Origin of the sequence: Niabella pedocola, from assembly GCF_021044425.1 — a bacterium.
GTDB classification, from domain to species: Bacteria; Bacteroidota; Bacteroidia; order Chitinophagales; family Chitinophagaceae; genus Niabella; species Niabella pedocola.
The window spans coordinates 655,096-672,596 of the sequence record NZ_JAJNEC010000007.1 but is presented as its reverse complement, the minus strand read 5'-3'; the positions used below and the strand labels follow the sequence as shown (position 1 = coordinate 672,596).

Annotated in this window: 10 protein-coding genes; 8 read left to right on the top strand and 2 right to left on the bottom strand. The window is 48.3% G+C overall.

The window, feature by feature from the left end; all coding sequences use genetic code 11:
• Positions 1 to 154 precede the first annotated feature (154 nt).
• The 3 genes from LQ567_RS23640 to LQ567_RS23630 are packed head-to-tail and all read left to right on the top strand — an operon-like array spanning position 155 to position 6,734.
• Complete coding sequence (locus LQ567_RS23640) at positions 155 to 3,508, top strand: TonB-dependent receptor (RefSeq protein ID WP_231008373.1); 3,354 nt, start codon at positions 155 to 157, stop codon at positions 3,506 to 3,508.
• 21 nt (positions 3,509 to 3,529) lie between these two features.
• Entirely contained in the window at positions 3,530 to 5,395 is a 1,866-nt protein-coding gene (locus tag LQ567_RS23635) for a RagB/SusD family nutrient uptake outer membrane protein (protein ID WP_231008372.1), read from the top strand.
• A 37-nt stretch (positions 5,396 to 5,432) separates the two neighbouring features.
• Positions 5,433 to 6,734, top strand: a complete 1,302-nt coding sequence (locus LQ567_RS23630; RefSeq protein ID WP_231008370.1) for an IPT/TIG domain-containing protein — start codon at positions 5,433 to 5,435, stop codon at positions 6,732 to 6,734.
• Positions 6,735 to 7,125: 391 nt separating this feature from the next.
• Here the strand turns inward: LQ567_RS23630 and LQ567_RS23625 are convergent, their stop codons facing one another.
• Both LQ567_RS23625 and LQ567_RS23620 read right to left on the bottom strand, forming a co-directional pair.
• Complete coding sequence (locus LQ567_RS23625; protein ID WP_231008369.1) at positions 7,126 to 9,315, bottom strand: glutamine synthetase III family protein; 2,190 nt, start codon at positions 9,313 to 9,315, stop codon at positions 7,126 to 7,128.
• A 151-nt stretch (positions 9,316 to 9,466) separates the two neighbouring features.
• Positions 9,467 to 10,717: a hypothetical protein gene (locus tag LQ567_RS23620; protein WP_231008368.1), complete on the bottom strand. Its 1,251-nt coding sequence runs from the start codon at positions 10,715 to 10,717 to the stop codon at positions 9,467 to 9,469.
• A 462-nt stretch (positions 10,718 to 11,179) separates the two neighbouring features.
• Between LQ567_RS23620 and LQ567_RS23615 the strand changes: the two genes are divergently transcribed.
• The 5 genes from LQ567_RS23615 to LQ567_RS23595 all read left to right on the top strand — a co-directional run bounded on the left by LQ567_RS23615 (position 11,180) and on the right by LQ567_RS23595 (position 17,298).
• Positions 11,180 to 11,515: a hypothetical protein gene (locus LQ567_RS23615; RefSeq protein WP_231008367.1), complete on the top strand. Its 336-nt coding sequence runs from the start codon at positions 11,180 to 11,182 to the stop codon at positions 11,513 to 11,515.
• Between the two features lie 152 nt (positions 11,516 to 11,667).
• Positions 11,668 to 13,896 carry a phosphoribosylformylglycinamidine synthase subunit PurL gene (gene purL / locus LQ567_RS23610; protein ID WP_231008366.1) on the top strand — a complete coding sequence of 743 codons (2,229 nt, stop codon included), beginning with the start codon at positions 11,668 to 11,670 and terminating at the stop codon, positions 13,894 to 13,896.
• 76 nt (positions 13,897 to 13,972) lie between these two features.
• Positions 13,973 to 14,761, top strand: coding sequence for a pyrroline-5-carboxylate reductase (gene proC / locus LQ567_RS23605; RefSeq protein WP_231008365.1), 789 nt, complete (start codon positions 13,973 to 13,975; stop codon positions 14,759 to 14,761).
• A gap of 182 nt (positions 14,762 to 14,943) precedes the next feature.
• Positions 14,944 to 15,261 carry a hypothetical protein gene (locus LQ567_RS23600; protein WP_231008364.1) on the top strand — a complete coding sequence of 106 codons (318 nt, stop codon included), beginning with the start codon at positions 14,944 to 14,946 and terminating at the stop codon, positions 15,259 to 15,261.
• A 384-nt stretch (positions 15,262 to 15,645) separates the two neighbouring features.
• Positions 15,646 to 17,298 (top strand): CTP synthase, encoded by a 1,653-nt coding sequence (locus tag LQ567_RS23595; protein ID WP_262909697.1) that lies wholly within the window; start codon positions 15,646 to 15,648, stop codon positions 17,296 to 17,298.
• The last annotated feature ends 203 nt before the right edge of the window (positions 17,299 to 17,501 follow it).

The window sequence follows — 17,501 nt, the reverse complement described above, 5'->3', positions numbered from 1 at the left end:
ATTTGTTGTAGTTGAAATGAGGAACGCGCTTGTCATCCTCTTTTCTTAAATCGAGATAAACTATTTTATGGGTAAAAATTGTTCTAAAGGTTACTTTAACAGAACCCCTTTTCTAAAATTTTTACTGTGCTGCTGTTGCTGTTTGCAGCTCGGTATGGCAGTGTATGCGCAAAAGGGTTCCCTTCAGTCTGCGGTTACCATACGGCAGCAAAACGGTACCTTGTACCAGGTATTTCAGTCGGTAAAAAAACAAACCGGACTTGTATTCTTTTACAGCAACCAGATACTGAACGACAAAGAGAAGGTCAGTATTGATTTTCAGAACACCCGGCTGGAGGCAGTGCTGGACTATCTCTTCCGAAACCGGAACATTTCTTACCAGGTAAAGGGGCAAAAGATCCTGTTGAATGAAAAGCCCCGGGAGCCGGTAAAGAATGTGGAAAAACCTATAAAGGTTGTACGCAGGGATACCGACAGTAACCTGGTGAAAGGCACCGTAATGGATGTGGATGGGGTGCCGATTGCCGGCGTTTCGGTGTTGCTCCGGGGAGAAGAAAACCGGGGTGTGGTCACCAATGAAATGGGGATCTTTACGATTGATGCCAAACCCGGTGATATCCTGGATGTGTCGATGGTAGGCATGGTGCCCCAGGAGGCGGTTGTACCCAATAAGGGCCTGCTGAAAGTAACGCTTACCGCCAAGACCGATGCCATGAAAGACATCGTGGTAGTGGGTTACGGAAAACAAACAAAGCTTACGGTTACGGGTTCCGTAGCTTCTGTAAACATGAATGATATGCGTACGCCGGTACCCAATCTTACCAATGCACTGGCCGGTAAGGTAGCCGGGATCATCTCGGTACAGTCGAGCGGCGAACCGGGCTATGATAACGCTACGTTTACGATCCGGGGAGTGGGTAGCTTTACCGGCAATACGTCTCCGCTGATCATTGTAGACGGAGTACAGCGCGATGATGTAAACAGTACCTATGGCGGGGCATTCAACAATATCGATCCAGAAGATGTGGCCAGCATTACGTTATTGAAGGATGCTTCGTCCACGGCCATGTATGGTGCCAAAGGCGCTAACGGGGTGCTGATCATTACCACAAAACGCGGTGTGGCCGGAAGACCCCGCATTTCACTGAAGGCAGAAACCGGTCTTACCGGTTTTACCAAAAGGCCGGAGATGCTGGATGGTGTCAGCTACATGGAATTGTATAACGAGGCACGCACCAATATGGGACTGGGAGCGTTTTACAGCCAGGAGCAGATCGATAAAACAGCCAGTAAGCTGGATCCCTACCTGTATCCTGATGTAAACTGGATGGATGCGGTGTATAAAAAGTACGCATCACTTACCAACGTAAACCTGAATGTATCCGGTGGTGGTGAAACCGTGCGGTATTTTGTGTCGGGTTCTTTTTATAACCAGGTAGGCCCTTATAAGGTAGAAAAGCTCAATGATTTTAACCCCAATCTTTCATTTAAACGCTACGATTTCCGGACCAACCTGGATGTAAACCTTACACCGTCTACCATCTTGCAAATGAACCTGGGCGCTATGCTGGTAAATGCGCGGTATCCCGGTATTACTGCGGGCGCCTTGTGGTACCAAACCTATGCCACCACTCCGGTTGCTTTTCCTACCCGGTACCCGGATGGTAAATGGGCAGGCCCTACCAATAACGGCGGCAGCAACCCGCTGAACGAAGTACAGAATAATGGCTACGCTACCGAATTCCGGCCCACGGTACAATCGGTATTTACACTTACACAAAAACTGGACGCCATTACCAAAGGGCTGTCGGCCTATGGCCGTTTTTCGTTCGACAGTTATGGAGAATTTGACAACCGGCGTAAGGGCATCAATGACCTGTATCTGGCCACCGGAAGGGATGATAACGGCGCGCTGGTATATGTGCAGAACCGCATCGGACAGCAATTCCTGGGGTATGAGCAGGCGGCAACCGGTGAACGTACGATGTACCTGGAAGGCAACCTGAATTACGACCGGGCTTTCGGAGCACACCGCATCGGCGCCATGGTGTTGTTCAATATGCGGAACCGGCTGGTGAGCACCGCAGGAAATGTGATCAGCTCCATTCCCTATCGGAACCAGAGCCTGGCTGCGCGTATCAATTACGGGTATAAAGACAAATACCTGCTGGAAGCCAACGCCGGGTATACGGGTTCTGAGAATTTTGAAAAGGGACAAAAATTTGGCTTCTTTCCTTCCATCTCCGGAGGATGGGTGGTTTCCAAGGAACGGTTCTTTGAAGGCCTGAGCACGGCTGTTTCGCTGTTAAAGTTCCGCGCGTCTTATGGCATCGTGGGAAATGATAATATCCTCGGGTCCCGCTTTCCTTATCTTACCCAACTGGGGGGCGGAGGTGCAACCGGGTTTGGCCTGAACGGAGGCTGGGCAGGTGGCATTACGGAAAATATTATAGGTGTGGAGAACCTGACCTGGGAGCGTTCCTATAAAACCAACCTGGGGATCGAGATCGGCCTGTTTAAAAAAATAAATATTACGGCAGACTATTTTGCAGACAACCGGAAGAATATCCTGGTACAACGGGGAACGGTGCCTTCCATAACCGGTTATGATATCAACAAAACCCAGATATTCGCCAACCTGGGTGAAGGACGCAACACCGGGTTTGACGGAAATATCGAATACAATGACCAGGTTGGCAAAGTAGGATTGCGTGTGTTTGGTAACCTTACCTATGCCGTAAATAAAATAAAGTTCCAGGATGAAGCGGTACGGCAATATGCCTACCAGCGGGGAACCGGTCATATGTTTGGAGAGTTTACGGGTTATATAGCGGATGGATTGTTTATTGACCAGAATGATATCAGCAGCCGGCCCGTCCAGCAATTTGGCGTGGTAGCCCCGGGTGATGTACGGTACCTGGATTTGAACGGAGATAAGGTGATCAATGCCAGCGACTGGACCTACCTGGGTAAATCCTGGTTTCCGAAATGGCTTTACGGAACCGGTTTTACGGTGAGCTATCAGCATTTTGATCTTTCTGTATTATTCCAGGGTATAGCCGATGTGGGCATTATGGCAAACGGCGAGTACATACGGGGCGATGGTGCCGGGGCGGATGGTGCAGGGGTGATCCCGTTTTCGGGGATCGGCCAGTATCCCAACAATGTAATGAGCATTGTAAAGGACCGTTGGACGGCAGCAGATCCCCGTCAGGATGCCTACTATCCCCGGCTGACGGTGGCCAGTGTCACCGATAACAATTACCTGAGGAGCTCGCGCTGGTTAAAGGACGGATCGTACCTGCGGTTAAAGCAGGCTTCCCTGGGATATAATTTATCATCGGAGCAGATGAAGCGCTATGGCTTCAATTCGCTGTACTTCTACCTGTCGGGTCAAAACCTGCTTACGTTTTCCAAATTCAAATTGTGGGATCCGGAACTGGGATCCAATGGTGCCAAATATCCCATCACACAGATGTACACATTCGGGATCCGGGCCCAGTTTTAATCACTACTAATCTCAATTAAGATGAATAACGTTTTTACATATGGTCTTTCGCTCTGCTGTATGGTACTTTTCTTCAGTAGTTGTTCCAAGTATCTTGATAAAAAGCCGGATAACCTGCTAACTTCTGATATCGTATGGCAGAAACGGTCTACGGCAGAATCCTACCTGAACCAGGTATACAGTCATATACAACCCACTACGGACGACTACAAGGAGCTGGGCGCCAGCGATGAAACCTCCTGCAGTATTGCCGGTGTTGCCGTGCGCAAAATGATCACGGGTAACTGGAGTCCGCAAAGCAACTACTGGCCCAACTGGCCGCTGTTTTATGAAGGCATCCGGCAGTCTATTGTTTTTGAAGAAAATGTAGACCGGGTACCCGCTTCCGAAATGGGGGATGAATTAAAAGCCCAGTATAAAAGTGAGGCCCGCTTTTTAAGAGGCTGGTTTTACTGGAATATCCTGCGGCAGTATGGGCCGTTCGTATTACTCAGAAACACCCTGGGACTGAATGAAGACTTTAGCAAGTATACAAGAGCGCCCTTCGATTCCTGTGTGGCCGAGATCAACCGGCTGATGGACCAGGCGGCGGAAGGATTGCCAAAAGTGTGGGACCGTTCTTCCGATTACGGCCGGCCTACAAAGGGCTCCTGCCTGGCGGCAAAGGCGCAGGTGGCATTGCTGGCCGCAAGTCCGCTCTGGAATGGCAACGCAGCGTTTAACGGTTTCCGGAATGCGGATGGTACGGTACTGGCTCCCCAGGGATATGATGCCAATAAATGGAAGATCGCGGCCGATGCAGCCAAAGCAGTGATCGATCTGAATGCATATAAATTATATGTGAATACAGACGACGGGGATGCGGTGTTTGACCCTCTCATTTCCTGCCGGAATATTTTTATCTCCAACTGGAATAATGAAATCATTTTCTCTTCGAACCTTGCGGGCGCTTATTGGTACTGGGCGCATGAAAAGCGCTGCGCTCCGGGCCCCGGCGGTATCAATATGCAGAACGCCACACAAAACATCGTGGACGCCTTCTATATGCGGAACGGCCGTACCATTGATGATCCCAACTCGGGCTACGCGGAGCAGGGCTTTGCCCAGCAGGATGACCCGGCGCAGTGGGGACTGGCAAAAGATGGTATCAACAGGGGATATATAAAGGGCAACAGCAATATGTATGTGAACCGCGAAGCGCGTTTTTATGCAGCGGTTTCTTATAATGGAAAGCCGGTCTTGTCGGCCCCCACAACGGACGACCGCAATTTCTTTTCCTCCGATCAGAACAAGGACGGCAGGGGAAGGTCTGAATTTTATTACTCCGGGAAGTCGGGTGCGGTAGCTGTAAACAGCAGGGATATTACCGGTTATAATGTACAGAAATCGGTGAGCCCCGCCACCAATATCCGCAACGACCAGGCGGCTTACCGGCCCTTTATCCATATGCGGTATGCCGAGATCCTGTTAGACTATGTGGAGGCATTAAATGAATACGACGCCGGCAACCCGGATATCCTGAAATATTTAAACATGGTCCGTACACGGGCAGGACTTCCGGGGCTGGAAACCGTGTATCCCGCGGTGATTGGAAATAAAGACGAAATGCGGAAAGTGATCCTCCGTGAGCGGCAGATCGAACTTTGTTTTGAAGGCGACCGCTATCACACCCTGATCCGCCGCCTGCTGATGAATGATCCCAAAATACAAACCATCTACCGGATGAATGTAAATGCCAATGATAATAATCAGGGATTTGGCTTTGCAGATTTTTATCAGCGGAATGTATTGGAAACAAGGTTTTGGGCAGACCGGATGTACCTGTTTCCTATTTACCAGGATGACCTGGATAAAACCAGGGGTATGGTACAGAATCCCGGCTGGTGATAAATTTAAATTGATGACTGCTTTAAATAATAAGAGAATGCAAAAAAGATTTTTTTCCTTCCTGATGGCAGTGGCGCTGCTGGCAGCCTGTAAAAAAGATTCGGGTGGCAATGAAGTTTCAGGTGCACCTGCTATTGAAAGTTTTACGCCCACAGCAGGAGCGGGCAGAACAGAAATCCTGATCAACGGAAAAAATTTTTCCGGCGATACGTCTCGGATTACAGTATCTATAAACGGGAAGCCGTTAAAAGTGATCGGGGCAAATGCGAACCAGATCATGGCCCTGGTTCCCAAGAAAACCGGTTCCGGTCCGCTGACGGTTACCATCAACGGACAGGCGGTAACCAGCACCAGTCCGTTTACATACCAGTTCCTGCGCACGGTATCTACTTTTGCCGGCAGTGGTACACCCGGGTATTATAATGCCAGGGGTACAGATGCCCAGTTTCATCTCTCAGATCCGGTAAACAACTGGTACCGGAGCCTGGGAGTCGTGGTCGATAAATCGTTGAATGTATATGTGGCGGATCCCGGTAATCATTGCATCCGGAAAATAGACCCTTCGGGTAATGTAACCCTCTTTGCCGGTGCTCCTGGCGTATCCGGGTATGCGGATGGAAAAGGGGCGGCGGCAAAATTCAGTTTGCCTTACGGACTGGGAATTGATGCGGATGATAATATTTATTGTGTTGACCCGGGCAACTGGGATATCCGTAAGATAACGCCGGACGGAACGGCCACTACGCTTGGGTTTGGGTCGGGAAGTCCATGGGGCATTACCGTAAATAAAGCTACGGGTATGATTTATTATACCTGTACGGATGCCGGTAGTATCTACAGTATGCCGGTAGCAGGCGGTTCCAGCAAGTTGGTTGCAGACGGGCTTTCTTACCCCATCGGTATTGCCGTAGATAAAACGGGCAACCTTTATGCGTCGATCAACGGCGAGCATGTGGTGCGGAAGTTTGCTGCCGGAACCTGGGCTTCTTCCATAATTGCCGGCACACCCAATGTGGCGGGATATGCCAACGGAGCGGGTAGTAAAGCAAAGTTTGCCTATCCCTGGGGCCTGGCCATTGATGAGGAAGGCAATCTTTATTTGGGTACCAACGGAACCTGGAACGGCGATCCTTCCGTTGGCGATCAGTCGGTGCGGATGATCCGGGCCGGTACCTGGGAAGTGGATGCTTTTGCCGGAAGCGCTGTTTCCGGTTATGCAGACGGTATTGGAACCAATGCCAAATTCTCTGCGCCTATCGGGGTAGCCGCCGATAAGAACGGAACCATTTATGTGTTGGATAAGAACAATAACGTAGTACGGAAGGTCGTATCTGAATAACAACAGCAAGTTTATATTGCACTGTACTTAATAAACCTCAGCGCACTCCGTGGTTAAATTTCACCGCAACGTATGCCGTGAATCCGTAATGATCGCAACAAGAACCGTGCGGCGCGTTATAGCAGATCTCTTAGCGATCTTCGCGTGAACCTTAGCGCACTCCGCGGTTAAATTTTACCGCAATGTACGCCGCGAATCCACAATGATTGCAACAGGAACCGAGTGGCGCATTATAGGGATCTCTTAGCGAACTTCGCGTGAATCTTAGCGCACTCCGCGGTTGAATTCCCACTACGAGCTACACCAATTTAATTCCACTATCTGCTAAAAAGCCTCCAATACAAAAAGGCCGGCAATTGCCGGCCTTTTATTTTCCTGTAAGGTTGGTATATTATCGCATGAACAGCAACTCCCGGTATTTCGGCAGGTACCATTCTTTATCGTCTACCAGTAATTCCAGTTTATCTACATGATAACGGATCTGGTCGAAGAATTTTGCTTTTACCTGGCTTTCGTAGGCAATGGCCTTGGTACGTGTATCTTCAATTGCATTGCAGATCTTACGTGCTTCGATCATTTGCTCTACCAGGTCGCTGGCTTTATTAATGTGCTCAGAGATCTTATCGAGGATCTGTTTCTGGTTGGCGTAAGCCTCTTCCGGAAGACCCGCATCTTTCAAGCCGCGGATATTGTTAGCCAGGAGCGTTTGATAACGGATCGCCGGCGGAAGGATGATGCTGGTAGCCATCTCGCCCATGATGCGGCCTTCGATCTGTACTTTCTTAATGTATTTTTCCAGTTCGATCTCGTGTCTTGCTTCCAGTTCAGACAGGGAATAGATGCCGTTATCAACAAACAGTTTCTTGTTTTTGTCGGTAACCATGGCATCCAGGGCCAGCGGTGTTGTTTTCAGGTTGGGTAACCCTCTTTTTTCCGCTTCTTTTTCCCATGCTTCGCTGTACCCGTCGCCTTCAAAATGTACTTTTTCGCTGGCAACGATGTATTCGCGGATCACCTGCATGATGGCGATCTCTTTTTTCTCGCCTTTTTCGATCAGCGCATCTACTTCTTTCTTGAACTGCTTCAGCGTTTCTGCCATGATGGTGTTTAACACGGTCATGGGGTTGGCGCAGTTTGCAGTAGAACCTACAGCGCGGAATTCAAATTTATTTCCGGTAAAAGCAAAAGGAGAGGTACGGTTCCGGTCGGTATTGTCCATAAACAATTCCGGGATCGTTTTATGGATATCCAGTTTCAGCATGCTTTCATCCTGCTCATCCATTTTATCAGAAACGCGTTCTTTTACCTCTTCCAGTACCTGCGACAGGTATTTTCCGATAAATACGGAAATGATCGCAGGAGGCGCTTCATTAGCGCCCAAACGGTGATCGTTGGGAGCAGAAGCAATAGAAGCTCTTAAGATATCTGCATAATCGTGTACCGCCTTAATGGTATTTACAAAGAAAGTAAGGAACATTAAGTTGGTCTTGGGGGTTTTGCCCGGTGCCAGCAGATTTACGCCGGTATCGGTAGCAAGACTCCAGTTATTGTGCTTACCGCTTCCGTTAATGCCGGCAAACGGCTTTTCATGAAACAGCACTTTCAAACCATGACGGGGAGCAATGCGGCTCATGGTATCCATCAATAAGGTATTGTGGTCTACCGCCAGGTTGATTTCTTCATAAATAGGAGCGCACTCAAACTGTGCGGGTGCCACCTCGTTGTGACGCGTGCGCAGCGGAATACCCAGTTTGTAACATTCGTTCTCAAAATCGCGCATAAATGCATATACACGCTCAGGGATTGCGCCAAAATAATGGTCTTCCAGCTGCTGGTTCTTTGCAGAGTTATGACCATAAACGGTACGGCCGGTCATCACCAGGTCGGGCCGTGCATTAAACAGTCCTTCGTCAACTACAAAGTATTCCTGTTCCCATCCCAGGGTACCGGTTACTTTTTGAATATTGCGGTCAAAATAATTACATACGTCCACTGCCGCTTTATTCAGCGCTTCGATCGACTTTAATAAAGGAGCTTTATAATCCAGCGATTCGCCGGTATAGGAAATAAAGATGGTAGGAATACACAGGGTTCTGCCGTAACCGATCTCCACGATAAAGGGAGGAGAAGACGGATCCCAGGCGGTATAACCTCTTGCTTCGAACGTAGCTCTTAAACCTCCGTTGGGGAAAGACGATGCATCCGGCTCCTGCTGGATCAGTGCAGCACTGTCAAATTCTTCAATCGGCGTACCATCTCCTTTTAATGTAAAAAAGGAATCATGTTTTTCAGCCGTAGTTCCTGTCAATGGCTGAAACCAGTGTGTATAGTGGGTTACACCCTTGGTTTCTGCCCAGGCACGCATGCCCGTAGCAATCTGATTGGCCACATTGCGATCGATTTTCTGACCTGCATTAATAGAAGCCTTCAGGCTTTTATATGCTTCATCACTTAAAAACTTTCTCGCGGTTTTCAAATCAAATACATGAGAACCAAAAACCTCCGTAATCTTGGGGGTGATCTTACCTACATCCGTATTGTAGGTATGCAGCTCGGAAATTGCGTTGAATCTTAATGACATTGAAAAATAATTTTTGCAAAAATAAAAGGAAAGCGGCATTTATTTGATGAAAAATTTCTATTTTTTAAATAAATTTTTGACTTTTTATTGTTTTGTGATTAGCGGAATGGTGTTTTTTCTTTAAAAACAATACATTATTTTATTTTAATATTCATTTTTTCGTAAGTCGTTCCCAGCAAATACCTGTTAAAATAGCAGGCAGGAACAGGGGAAACAGAATGGACCGGTAACGTACTACAGCGCCCAGGTTATTAACGGTATAACCAATCATAAATAATACACTGACCGTAAATGCCAGCAGGAACAGGCTAAAAGGCCGGAAACTTCGCTTTTTCCGGGGAATGATCAGGAAAAGCAGGATGCAGATCCAGGTGAGCAGGAGCTCCAGGAAGGCGGGAACAATAAGCACCTTTTTAAGGTCGGCTATAAAAGGGCGGAAAAGTACTATGCCGGCAGCCTGGGGAAACTGGCGTATAAAGCCTGCGAGATCTGGTTGTAAAGGTTGTACCGGTATGCTGGACTGACCACCGGTTAGTGCCCGGAATGCCTCCTGTTTACCGGCAACAATGGCCGGAAAATCCAACGCCGGATGCAGGTATTTTGCTGAAAAAAAGAGGATCAGTCCCAAACTGTATAGACCTGTAAACACCAGCACGCGCTGGTTTGGAAACCGCCGGGCCAGTACCCAGCACAAAAGGGCCGGCAATAGTACCAGCAGTACATGATTCCGGAGCGCAAACAACAGCAGGAAGGCGCCCAGCAGTAACAGGTATCCTTGTATTGGTTTTTTTGAAGTAACCCGGAAATAAAAAATATAGATAACCGTGCTAAGAGCCAGAAAGGTAAGCCCGTCCTTATGAAGTCCGCTGGTCCAGTACAAAAAGGAAGGAGCCAGGAAGCAGGCGATGATCAGCAGCAGGCGATTGCCACCGAGGTGATGCTGCATTACCCGGTAAAGGGCAACGGCACCAAAAAATACCCAAAAGCAATAAAAAATGATGTTTACAAAGTAACTGCCAAAGCTAAAGCAATTAAATACCGATTCGATACGGATATACGTGTTGTTTTTCAGATTGTTCCAATAAGAAGCACCGGAGGTAAAAAAGTTTTCAAAGCCGGTGCCGGACCCGTCGTAAAAAAAGCTGGTGATGTACTGGCGGGGAAATGTAAGCAGGGTTTTTGTTTCTTTCAGGCTTTCTGTATGCAGTACCCAGGTATCGGTATTACCGGGGGAACCACCGGCATACCAGTTGATCCAGCCATAAATGACGCCCATGCCCACTTTTAAAAGGAAAAGAGCCGCCAGTTGAAATCCTGAAAGTCCGCTGTTGTTGAAAAAACGGATTTTGGGAATACACCAGGTAAAAAGCAGGAGGTATGCCGCGAAGAGAAAAATTTCCAAAACTGCGCATTTTAATGATACAATAATAATTCAATAATTGCAGAAAACAGGCAACGCGGCTTATTGCCCGGGAAACGGGCATTATCTTCCCGTGATGTCTCCCGCAGGGGACGTCCGGGAAATGAGTGTTGTATTCCCGGGTCCCTTTCAGGAGACCCGGGAATGAAGGAATGATACAATGATAATTCAATAATTGCAGAAAACGGGCATTACCTTCCCGTGATGTCTCCCGCAGGGGACGTCCGGGAAATACGGTATTGTATTCCCGGGTCCCTTCAGGAGACCGGGAATGAAGGAGATAATAATTCAATAATTGCAGAAAACGGGCAAAGTGGCTTATTGCCCGGGAAACGGGCTGTTCTTTCCCGTGATGTCTTCCGCAAGGGACGTCCGGGAAATGAGTATTGTATTCCCGGGTCCCTTTCAGGAGACCCGGGAATGAAGGAGATAATAATTCAATAATTGCAGAAAACGGGCAAAGTGGCTTATTGCCCGGGAAACGGGCTGTTCTTTCCCGTGATGTCTCCCGCAGGGGACGTCCGGGAAATGAGTATTGTATTCCCGGGTCCCTTCAGGAGACCCGGGAATGAAGGAGATGATAATTCAATAATTGCAGAAAACGGGCAAAGTGGCTTATTGCCCGGGAAGCAGGCCGTTCTTTCCCGTGATGTTTCCCGCAGGGGATGTCCGGGAAATGAGTATTGTATTCCCAGGTCCCTTTCAGGAGACCCGGGAATGAAGGAGAAGAAAACAGGCAAAGCGGTTTATTGCCGGGAAACGGGCATTACCTTCCCGTGACCGCTCCCTGGAGGAACGTCCGGCAAACAGGATATTGTATTCCGGGAATGAATGTTAGGTAACCGGCGGAAGGTTTCTCCTTAAGAATGACCGTAGTTTTGTAAATTCGCTGCGATTTTTCAATACTACATAAAATCAGCTATAAATAGATAATGGAAATTACTGTAAAAACCGCAGAACAGCTGCGTTTAACGAAAGAAGAGTTTGAACTGATTAAGGAAAAACTGGGACGCACGCCTAATTTCAATGAGCTTTGTGCCTTCTCTGCCATGTGGAGCGAGCACTGCAGTTATAAAAATTCTATTAAATGGCTGAAAACACTTCCACGCGACGGTGGCCGCATGCTGGTAGCCGCCGGAGAGGAAAATGCCGGGCTGATGGATATCGGCGACGGACTGGGGGTGGTATTCAAAATTGAATCGCATAACCACCCCTCGGCGCTGGAACCCTTCCAGGGAGCGGCAACGGGTGTGGGCGGTATACACCGGGATATTTTTACCATGGGCGCGCGCCCTATTGCAGCCTTGAACTCCCTGCGTTTTGGAAAACTGAATGAAGCAAAAACACAGCACCTGCTGGCAGGAGTGGTGCACGGGATCGGGCATTATGGCAACTGCTTCGGGGTGCCTACCGTGGGCGGAGAAATTTATTTTGATCCTTGCTATCATACCAACCCGCTGGTCAATGCCATGAGTGTGGGGATCGTAAAAGCGGGGGAAACGGTATCGGCTACCGCAGAAGGTACCGGCAACCCGGTTATTTTTGTGGGCAGTGCTACCGGAAAAGACGGTATCGGCGGGGCTTCTTTTGCGTCGGCGGATATCACGTCCGAAAGCGTGCAGGAATTGCCTGCGGTACAGGTGGGCGATCCGTTCCAGGAAAAAAAGCTGCTGGAAGCCTGCCTGGAAGTGATCCAAACCGGGGCGGTTGTAGGTATGCAGGACATGGGCGCCGCGGGGATCATTTGTTCCACGGCAGAAATGAGTGCTAAAGGCGGTGTGGGTATGCGCATCGACCTGGACAAGGTGCCTACCCGTCAAAAAGATATGAAGCCCTGGGAACTGCTGCTGAGCGAAAGCCAGGAGCGTATGTTATTGGTGGCCGAAAAAGGAAGAGAGGCTGAAGTAAAAGCAGTGTTTGAGAAATGGGATCTGCCGGTTGCCGTTATTGGCGAGGTAACGGATGACGGATTGCTGAATTTTTACATGCATGGCCAGCTGGAGGCTTCAGTGCCTGCCGAAGAGCTGGTACTGGGCGGCGGCGCCCCGCAGTACGACCGGGAATACAAAGAACCGGCCTACCTGCAAAAGATCGGGGCGTTTGACGGTGCTTCTGTAGCGGAGCCGGCTGATCTGAAAGCCGTGGCCGAACAGATCGTAACCCTGCCTTCGATCGCATCCAAACGCTGGATCTATAACCAGTACGACAGCATGGTGGGAACCGTGAATACCTCTACCAACGCTCCTTCGGATGCGGCTGTTGTTACCATAAAAGGTACAAAAAAAGGATTGGGCGTTACTACAGATTGTAACAGTCGTTATGTATACGCCGATCCGTATAAAGGTGCGATGATCGCGGTAAGCGAAGCGGCCCGTAACCTGGTGTGCAGCGGCGCATTACCGCTGGGGGTGACCAACTGTTTGAACTTTGGGAACCCGTATGATCCGGAAGTATACTACCAGTTTGTAAACGCCATCAAAGGTATGGGCGATGCCTGCCGTAAATTCGATACCCCCGTTACCGGGGGAAATGTGAGCTTTTACAACCAGAACCCGGACGGACCGGTAAATCCCACACCAACCATCGGTATGGTAGGATTGCTGGAGGATATCGATAATAAAATGACGCTCGACTTTAAAAATGAAGGGGACGTGATCTATCTGTTGGGAAAACAACCGGAGGATCTGGGGAGTTCTGAATACCTGTACCATATACATGGTATTACCCATTCACCCGCACCTTATTTTGAACTGGAGGAAGAATTTGCCTTGCAGCAGTCGCTGGCGAAGGTGATTAGTAATAGAGCGATCGCATCCGCACATGATATTAGTGAGGGTGGTTTGTTTGTGACGTTGCTGGAAAGCGGGTTTAACCGGGCGCTTGGCTTTGATATCAACACCCATGCAGCGCTCCGTAAAGATGCGATCCTGTTTGGGGAAGCACAGAGCCGTGTGGTAGTAACAGTTACAGCCGATAAAGCGGCGGCATTTGAACAGCAGCTCAGTGTTCCGTTTGAGAAAATCGGGGTGGTTACTTCTGGTGACGTAACCGTTAACGGTGCCAACTGGGGTGCTATCAGCGAATGGAAGGAAAAATATGACACGGCCATCGAAAGCTACCTGGCAAAGGAAACTGCCGGGGAAGCGATGGGCGGACTGTAATTTAGTTTAAAGTTCCATGTTTCACGTTCAACGTTTGACCTGAAACATGGAACCCTAAACCTGAAACTAAAGAGATATGAACATTGCAATTATCGGTGGCGGTAACCTGGGCACAGCCATCGCCGAAGGGCTAATCAAAAGTAAATTCTGTAAGCCTGAAGCCATAACGATTACTAAAAGAAACCCGGCTACTTTAAAGGAGCTGGAAAAAAAAGGCATCAATATAAGTGCCGATAACAGCGCTGCCGTAAAACAGAGCGAACTGGTAATCCTGGCTGTAAAGCCTTTCCAGGTGGCGGCAGTGATTGAAGGGTTTAAAAAACAACTAACGGCAAAGCATACGATCGTTTCTGTAATTACGGGGGTTTCCCTCACTGATCTGCAGGAGATGATCAAAAAGCAGCTCCCCGTTTTCAGGGCCATGCCCAATACGGCCATCGCCATCCAGGAAAGTATTACCTGTATCAGTTATGCGAATGCTACCGAAAAGGAGGCTTCTTACGTGGTAGATATGTTCAATACGTTGGGCAAGGTGGCCCTTATTGATGAAAAACTGATGGATGCCGCTACGGTGCTGGGCGCCTGCGGAACCGCTTTTGCATTGCGCTATATCCGCGCTAATATACAGGCTGGTATTGAGATCGGGTTCGATGCCAAAACCGCCAATCTTATCGCTGCACAAACAGCAAAGGGCGCTGCAGAATTACTGCTGAAAAACGGCAGCCATCCCGAGCAGGAAATTGATAAAGTAACCACGCCCAAGGGTTGCACCATTGTAGGTCTGAACGAGATGGAACACCGGGGCTTCAGCTCCTCGCTGATCCGTGGCGTAATTGCCAGTTACAAGAAGATTGCCAAAGATTAATTGAGCGATCATGAAAAAGGCGTAGATGCTTTGGATATTTGTGCTATTGCTGGCGGCTGCCTGTGTATGATCCTCCCCGAAAAGGAAAGGAGCTGCGCTTTCTCAACCAAACAAACACGGGGATTTATATTTTTATAGACAGTCTGGATGTCCGCAATGACCACATCCATTATTTAGATACCATGCAATTAAATGGCCGTTGCTATATTGTAAATAAGGCCAGTCATTTAACGCCTTTTGGGGAGTGGTCCGGTTTTATTGCAGATGATCTGATTGAAGCTGTTCGAAAACGCGGACAGTCAACAATTGCATTCTATGTATTAAAAGACTCCGATATTGGAAAGCCTGTTGGATCGTTATTTTCTCAGAAACAAGTACATAAAGTAATATTTCCCCATCAACAGCTGGAGTATCCTTCAATAAAAACAATATCCATCAATATATTGACTTATTATGGTGATTCATCAGTATTTAGCCATCGATATGATCTGCAATACTGACCCGGGCAAAATGCTTTTTAATTCGCCCGGCGTTAAAAAAATGAATCATCTGCAATGGTATTTGTCTGTAACTGGTTTCGCTTTTAAAGGATAAATTAAAAGCATAAAATTCCGGGCAATTTCTGGCAGGAGCGGTTGGCATTTATGTGTTTCAGCGTTTCAGCGGCAAAAAAACCATATAAATTCCCACTCCACGTTTTTTTTACAAATGATTTCCTAACTTTGCATGACCTTTCAAATTTTCCACAGGATTTTATGGGTCATAGCGGGCTGATTTGTTTTTTTCAGAGAGATCATGCAGGCTGGATATTGTTGAAACAGGTTGAATTTTATTCGTGAAATGATTCTTGTTAAGGAATGATTTATTGATTTTAATATACCATTATGGCTAAGTACGTATTTGTAACCGGAGGCGTGTCCTCCTCATTGGGAAAAGGAATTATTGCCGCATCGCTGGCAAAACTGTTACAGGCGAGGGGGCTGAGGGTTACGATACAAAAATTCGACCCGTATATCAATATTGATCCCGGTACGCTGAATCCTTACGAGCACGGAGAGTGCTATGTAACGGAAGACGGTGCTGAAACGGACCTGGATCTGGGTCACTATGAACGCTTTCTGAACATTTTTACTTCCCAGGCCAATAATGTGACCACGGGGCGGATCTATCAGACCGTGATCAATAAGGAGCGGGAAGGTGCATACCTGGGCAAAACGGTACAGGTAGTACCGCATATTACCAATGAAATCAAACGCCGGATGATGGAGCTGGGCACCACCGGCGAATATGATATTGTGATCACCGAAATCGGTGGTACCATCGGCGACATCGAAAGCCTGCCGTTTGTGGAAGCCATCCGCCAGCTGCAGTGGGAGCTGCCGGATGAAGACACGGTTGTCATCCATCTTACCCTGGTTCCCTACCTGAAAGCCGCAAAAGAATTAAAGACCAAACCCACCCAGCACAGTGTACGGATGCTGAGCCAGGAAGGGGTACGTCCCGATATTATTGTATGCAGGACCGAAAAGCCCCTTACGCCGGAACTGCGCCGGAAAATAGCACAGTTCTGTAATGTGCGCCAGGAGGCGGTGATCGAATCTGCCGACCAGTCAACTATTTATGAAGTGCCCATGGCCATGCTTCGGGAAAAGCTGGATATTACTGTTTTGAAAATAATGGGCATAGCGGATTATAAAGAGCCGGAGTTGCTCAGGTGGCGTGCGTTTCTCGATAAGCTGAAATACCCCAAATCCATCGTGCGTATCGGTCTGATAGGAAAATACCTGGAGCTGCAGGATGCCTATAAATCGATCCTGGAAGCCTTTGTACATGCCGGTGCGGTAAACGAATGCCAGGTGCAGATCGTAAATGTACACAGTGAATATATTACTCCGGAAAACGTGTCGGAAAAGCTTGGCGGACTGGATGGGTTACTGGTAGCACCGGGCTTCGGACTAAGAGGGGTGGAAGGAAAAATTACGGCGGTACAATACGCCCGTGAACATGGACTACCCTTTTTTGGAATTTGCCTGGGTATGCAGATGTCGGCTATTGAATTTGCGAGGAATGTGATCGGCTTAAAAGAAGCCAACTCTACCGAGATGGACGAAAATGCGGCCGATCCGGTGATCGATCTGATGGAAAGCCAAAAGAATATTACCGAAAAAGGTGGCACTATGCGTTTGGGCTCTTATGCCTGTGAACTGAAAGAGGGCAGCCTGGCTGCTTCTATTTACGGAACGCTGCAGATCACAGAACGCCATCGGCATCGCTGGGAGTTTAACAATAAATACCTGCAGGCCTTTGAACAGGCCGGCATGGTAGCCAGCGGTAAAAATCCGGAAAGCGGGCTGGTGGAAGTGATCGAACTGCCTTCACATCCGTTTTTTGTTGGGGTTCAGTTTCACCCCGAACTGAAAAGCACCGTGGAAAACCCGCATCCCATTTTTGTGAAATTTGTGGAAGCTGCGGTGGAACATGCCGCCGCCAACAGCGTTGCATCGAAAAAAGGAGAGGTCCTAAACGTTGATTTATAAACACTTATTATACACGTACACATTTAGTCGCCTGGTTTCCGGGCGATTTTTTTATAAGGGAACGTCATAAAAAAACAGTAACTCCGGCGATGAACAGGGGCATCCCTACTTCCGGATATCCGGGGTGATCATTCAAAGAGGGCAAAAAACAAAGATGGAGCCCTAAAAGACAAAGCCGGGGGATTTGTCCTATCTTTGCCGCC

Bases quoted from the DNA above. Each gene is read 5' to 3' on its own strand.
- proC (WP_231008365.1), top strand. From the start codon at position 13,973: ATGAACATTGCAATTATCGGTGGCGGTAACCTGGGCACAGCCATCGCC.
- purL (WP_231008366.1), top strand. From the start codon at position 11,668: ATGGAAATTACTGTAAAAACCGCAGAACAGCTGCGTTTAACGAAAGAA.
- LQ567_RS23625 (WP_231008369.1), bottom strand. From the start codon at position 9,315: ATGTCATTAAGATTCAACGCAATTTCCGAGCTGCATACCTACAATACG.
- LQ567_RS23595 (WP_262909697.1), top strand. From the start codon at position 15,646: ATGGCTAAGTACGTATTTGTAACCGGAGGCGTGTCCTCCTCATTGGGA.
- LQ567_RS23640 (WP_231008373.1), top strand. From the start codon at position 155: ATGGCAGTGTATGCGCAAAAGGGTTCCCTTCAGTCTGCGGTTACCATA.
- LQ567_RS23635 (WP_231008372.1), top strand. From the start codon at position 3,530: ATGAATAACGTTTTTACATATGGTCTTTCGCTCTGCTGTATGGTACTT.
- LQ567_RS23630 (WP_231008370.1), top strand. From the start codon at position 5,433: ATGCAAAAAAGATTTTTTTCCTTCCTGATGGCAGTGGCGCTGCTGGCA.
- LQ567_RS23600 (WP_231008364.1), top strand. From the start codon at position 14,944: ATGCAATTAAATGGCCGTTGCTATATTGTAAATAAGGCCAGTCATTTA.